Raw genomic sequence first — 4,432 nt, 5'->3', positions numbered from 1 at the left:
AACGCAGCCGGGGCTTGTCCAATAATTTGCTGCAACGTACTGCGCGCGACTTCAGATTGTTGGTGGCGGCAATTTCTTGTGCCAGCACCAGATCAAAACTGGCTTGCGCTTCGTTGGTATCGGTGATGGTCGCTGAGCCAATCTCAAAATTGCGTTTGGCCGAGGCTAGTTGCTCAGCAATCGCCGTTTCTTGGGCTTTCAGGAAAGTCAGTACATCTTGCGCCGCCAACACATCAAAATAAGCCTGCCCGACCCGCAATATCAACTCTTGCTGGGCTTGTGAAAACGCCACTTCGCTGCCTGCAACAGCGAGTTTCGCTTGTTCGTACTGATCCCAATTCGCCGGGCGATACAAGGGCTGGGTTAATTGCAAACCGTAGATGTTGCTGCTCTTGTTCCAGTTATCGCCTGAACGATTGTAAGTCCCGCTTAAACCGACTTGCGGTAACAATCTGGCGCGTCCCAGAATACTGGCTTCACGCCCGGCGCTGAGCGCATAGCGCGCGCTGGTGTAGACGGCGTCGTTGGCAAGCGCCTGATAGTAGGTTTGCACCAGGTCGAGTGCGTGGGCGTTGGAAGGTAAAAAAATGCTGGTAATCGGACAGGCAATCAGCGTCGCAATAAGTGTATTACGGAGGATGTGCATCAGTTCTCCGGGTTTTCGGGAAAAGGGTAGTGCTTGAACGGTAGCGCTTAAGAGTAGTACTTAAGGGTATTGCTTGAAGCGGAGGCGTCAAAAAAGAGCCCGGACCTGTGGCCTTCAATAAACCGGCATCGTGCTATCGACCTGCTGCGCCCACGCATGCACGCCGCCGGTAAGATTGATGACGTTGGTGAACTGATTACGTTCCAAAAACGCCGCCACCGACATACTGCGTGCACCGTGATGGCAAATACAGACGATTGGCTGATCTTCTTCAAGCTCATTGATGCGGGCCGGAATCGTTTGCATCGGGATCAAATGTGCATCAGCGATACGGCAAATCTCATATTCCCAAGGCTCGCGCACGTCCAGCAAGAAAGGCGTTGGACGGTCCGGATCGGCGATCCAGGCGGCTAGTTCAGGGGCGGTGAGATGTTGCATCGTGGGCTTCTTTGCTGTGGCTGAATCAGAATTTAAAGACTGAATGCGGTGCGGCGTTGCGTAATGGTTTGGTGCTAGTCTCAAACAGATTGCGGGTGTCGTAAGCAGTCTCTGAAATACGTGTAATGACTTGCGCTGTCATCACGGGCGCTTCGCCGATAATGGCAACGATGCGACCGCCGACCTTCAATTGCGTCAAAAATACGTTCGGCAGTGTCACCAGCGAGCCTGAAATAACGATTACGTCATAGCTTGTTTCTTTTCCATCAGTCCAGCCTTGCGCGCCATTGCCTTCGACGACCTCGACGTTTCTGACGCCGTATGCACTGAGATTTTTTTCCGCAAGCGCAACTAACACAGGATCAATCTCCACCGTCACGACATGACGCGCCTTATGGGCTAGCAATGCCGCCATATAGCCTGAGCCTGCACCGATTTCGAGCACGCTTTCATGCTTTTTGACTGCCGCTTCTTGCAATAGACGGGCTTCCACTTTCGGCGAAAACATGCTTTCCCCGTCATCGCCCGGTAACGGTATTTCAGTATCTGTAAAGGCCAGACTTTTATAGGCCACTGGTACGAATTCCTCGCGCCGCACCACCGTCAGCAGGTCGAGAATGTCCAGTTCCAGCACATTCCAGGGACGGATTTGCTGTTCGATCATATTGAAACGGGCTTGTTCGATATTCATGGCGGAGGGTAGGTAACGGGATAAAGCAAGCATTCTATCAAGGACACCCCCAAAAACCTACTGCGCAGGCCAATCTTGCGCCAATCTTCCCCGTGCAATGTATTTTTACATGCAGGGCCATTGCACCTGTGGCCCGACTTCCCGGTTTAGCCGCAAGAGCGTCGTCGTTTGCAGGTAAAATGCGCCTTTGATAAAAAGCGTAGCAGGGCCAATGAGAGCCGAATTGAGAGCCGAATTAATGATCAAAGCGTCATTGTCCTGTAGGCTCGGTTGCGGCGCTTGCTGTATTGCGCCGTCGATTTCCTCTGCGATCCCCGGGATGCCCGACGGCAAACCGGCCGGTGTGCGCTGCATCCAGCTTGATGATGGCAACAAATGCCTGATTTTCGGTTCGCCAGCGCGCCCGTCAGTGTGTGGAAGTTTGCAACCCTCGGCGGAAATGTGCGGCATAGGGCAATCTCATGCAATGGCATATCTGGGCGAGCTTGAACGATTGACCGCAGTAACTTATGTAGTGAACTACGCAGTGAACGTATACACCAAGGATCGCAATGAAATGTAAATGGCTAACGGTATTGGCCCTGGCAGGCGTATTTTTATTAAGCTCTTGCGCGATGCTGATCGGCACACGCGATGTCGATTTCCCACTACCTAAACTGCAAGAGTCACTCAATAAACGCTTGCCCTTCACCAAACGTTACTTAGGCTTGATTGAAGTCACCGCCAGCAATGCCAAGCTGGCGCTCGATGAGACGCAGGGGCGGTTGTTAGTTGACATGGATGTGATCATGGGGCTGCCGTTAATCGGCAAGTCCTGGACCGGAACATTATCGATGTCCGGCGTAGTGGCGCTCGATGCTGCGCACAACGCCGTGGTGCTTAACGATACGCACCTCGATAAAATCGTCCTTGGCAATATGGATAACGCTTACAGCGGTCAGGCAACTCAAATAGGCGGTTTGCTGGCGCGTGAGTTATTACAGAGCGTGCCGTTATACAGTTTTAAGCCTGAAGATTTACGCTATGTCGGCGTCACGTTTGCTCCCACAATGATCGTCACCAAGGCCGATCGGCTGGTAGTGACCTTTGAGCCGCAAAAATGAACCGTGTAGCCGAATGACCATTTGCTGAGTAAAACCCGCGAGTTCGGACTGCGGGTTTTTTTATTATGTATTGCCATCCGTAAATACTGGTTTGTTTCCGCCGCCTAAGTTCTTGAATTATTGGATTATTGGAGAGTCATTTGGCCACCATCTGTTCCGCCGGTATTGATATCGGTTTCGCCTCGCTCAATTATGTGCAAATCGGGATTCTCGGCATCATTCAGGGAATCACCGAGTTATTGCCCATTTCATCGACCGCACATATGCGGGTCGTGCCAGCCGTATTGGGCTGGGCCGACCCCGGCTCGGCATTTTCAGCCGCCATGCAACTGGCCGCGCTGGTGGCCGTCGTCAGTTATTTCTGGCGCGATGTCCGTCAGGTCACGGTTGGCAGCATTACCGCGCTGCGGGAGCGCGATTACAAGAGCCCATCGTTCCGATTAGGTCTGGCAATCATCGTCGCCACCATCCCGATCGGCGTCTTCGGACTAGCCTTGTCGCCCGTACTCAACGCCTGCAACTCACCATTACGTAGTCTGACCGTGATTGGTTACTCCTGTATCGGCATGGCAGTCTTGCTGGCACTGGCCGAACTCAGCGCACGCCATCGTCGCACCGTTGGCGAAATGCGCATGCGCGACGCCATCATTGTCGGTCTGGCGCAAGTCGGCGCGCTCATCCCCGGCGTCTCACGCTCCGGCTCGACCCTCACCGCAGCACTATTTCTTAACTTTAAACGTGAAGAAGCAGCGCGCTTTTCTTTTCTGCTAGGCTTGCCCGCGATTGCTTTGGCTGGTTTTAAAGAGCTATGGCATTTGTTGCACGCACACATGCCGATGGAAGCCTGGTTGTTGCTGCTGTTCGGTCTGGTCGTTGCCAGTATTTCAGCGTTTTGCGCGATTTGGGGTTTGATGAAATTCCTCGAAAAGTTCTCCACCTGGCCTTTCATTGTTTACCGCGCTGCGCTGGGGATATTTTTGCTGGTATCTGTCAGCAATGGTTTTCTACATTAATTAACCTCAATCAATGCCTGATCAAAACACTCCGCAAGCGCTACACATCCTGCAAACCATCTTCGGCTACCCGTCGTTTCGCGGTCAGCAGGAAGAAATTGTCGGTCACGTAGCCGCTGGCGGCGATGCGCTTGTATTGATGCCAACTGGCGGCGGCAAGTCGCTCTGCTATCAAATCCCCGCACTATTACGCGACGGTGTCGGTGTCGTCATCTCCCCGCTGATCGCCTTAATGCAAGATCAAGTCGATGCGCTAGCCGAAGTCGGGGTGCGTGCCGCGTTTCTCAATTCCACGCAAACCTTTGAAGAAGCCTCACAAATTGAGCGCCGCGTACGCAGCGGCGACCTCGATCTGGTCTACGTCGCCCCCGAACGCTTGCTCACGCCGCGTTGCCTCGACCTGCTCGAAGCATCCAAAATCGCCTTGTTTGCCATCGATGAGGCCCATTGCGTCTCCCAATGGGGCCACGATTTCCGCCCCGAATACATCAAGCCTCTCCACCATTTTTAGCACGCGTACGCTGGGATTGACTGGCGTGCT

Annotated in this window: 6 protein-coding genes and 1 pseudogene; 4 read left to right on the top strand and 3 right to left on the bottom strand. The window is 53.4% G+C overall.

Annotated features, from left to right (window positions below; all coding sequences use genetic code 11):
* From ACVBEF_RS20665 to ACVBEF_RS20655, 3 genes are all read right to left on the bottom strand, one after another.
* Nucleotides 1–646, bottom strand: a 646-nt coding sequence (locus tag ACVBEF_RS20665; protein ID WP_447125784.1) for a TolC family protein, incomplete at its 3' end; no start/stop codon positions are given.
* 114 nt (nt 647–760) lie between these two features.
* On the bottom strand, nt 761–1,084 hold the full coding sequence (locus ACVBEF_RS20660) for a rhodanese-like domain-containing protein (RefSeq protein ID WP_447125783.1): 324 nt from the start codon (nt 1,082–1,084) through the stop codon (nt 761–763).
* Nucleotides 1,085–1,109: 25 nt separating this feature from the next.
* Nucleotides 1,110–1,775: a protein-L-isoaspartate O-methyltransferase family protein gene (locus ACVBEF_RS20655; RefSeq protein ID WP_447125782.1), complete on the bottom strand. Its 666-nt coding sequence runs from the start codon at nt 1,773–1,775 to the stop codon at nt 1,110–1,112.
* 238 nt (nt 1,776–2,013) lie between these two features.
* Between ACVBEF_RS20655 and ACVBEF_RS20650 the strand changes: the two genes are divergently transcribed.
* From ACVBEF_RS20650 to ACVBEF_RS20635, 4 genes and pseudogenes are all read left to right on the top strand, one after another.
* Nucleotides 2,014–2,337, top strand: coding sequence for a YkgJ family cysteine cluster protein (locus tag ACVBEF_RS20650; RefSeq protein WP_447125785.1), 324 nt, complete (start codon nt 2,014–2,016; stop codon nt 2,335–2,337).
* Nucleotides 2,327–2,878 (top strand): DUF1439 domain-containing protein, encoded by a 552-nt coding sequence (locus tag ACVBEF_RS20645; RefSeq protein WP_447125781.1) that lies wholly within the window; start codon nt 2,327–2,329, stop codon nt 2,876–2,878. Before ACVBEF_RS20650 ends, ACVBEF_RS20645 begins: the two co-directional genes overlap by 11 nt.
* 140 nt (nt 2,879–3,018) lie before the next feature.
* A complete protein-coding gene (locus ACVBEF_RS20640) occupies nt 3,019–3,891 on the top strand; it encodes an undecaprenyl-diphosphate phosphatase (protein WP_447125780.1) in 873 nt (290 codons plus the stop codon).
* Between the two features lie 13 nt (nt 3,892–3,904).
* Nucleotides 3,905–4,384: pseudogene (locus tag ACVBEF_RS20635) on the top strand (DEAD/DEAH box helicase); the annotation flags it as partial.
* Nucleotides 4,385–4,432: the final 48 nt, after the last annotated feature.

The organism is Glaciimonas sp. GG7, assembly GCF_052976905.1.
Note: the sequence above shows the minus strand (reverse complement) of the source record. Positions and strands in the feature narration are given on the sequence as shown.

Excerpts from the sequence above, each read along its gene's own strand:
- ACVBEF_RS20660 (WP_447125783.1), bottom strand. The coding sequence starts at position 1,084 with ATGCAACATCTCACCGCCCCTGAACTAGCCGCCTGGATCGCCGATCCG.
- ACVBEF_RS20655 (WP_447125782.1), bottom strand. The coding sequence starts at position 1,775 with ATGAATATCGAACAAGCCCGTTTCAATATGATCGAACAGCAAATCCGT.
- ACVBEF_RS20650 (WP_447125785.1), top strand. The coding sequence starts at position 2,014 with ATGATCAAAGCGTCATTGTCCTGTAGGCTCGGTTGCGGCGCTTGCTGT.
- ACVBEF_RS20645 (WP_447125781.1), top strand. The coding sequence starts at position 2,327 with ATGAAATGTAAATGGCTAACGGTATTGGCCCTGGCAGGCGTATTTTTA.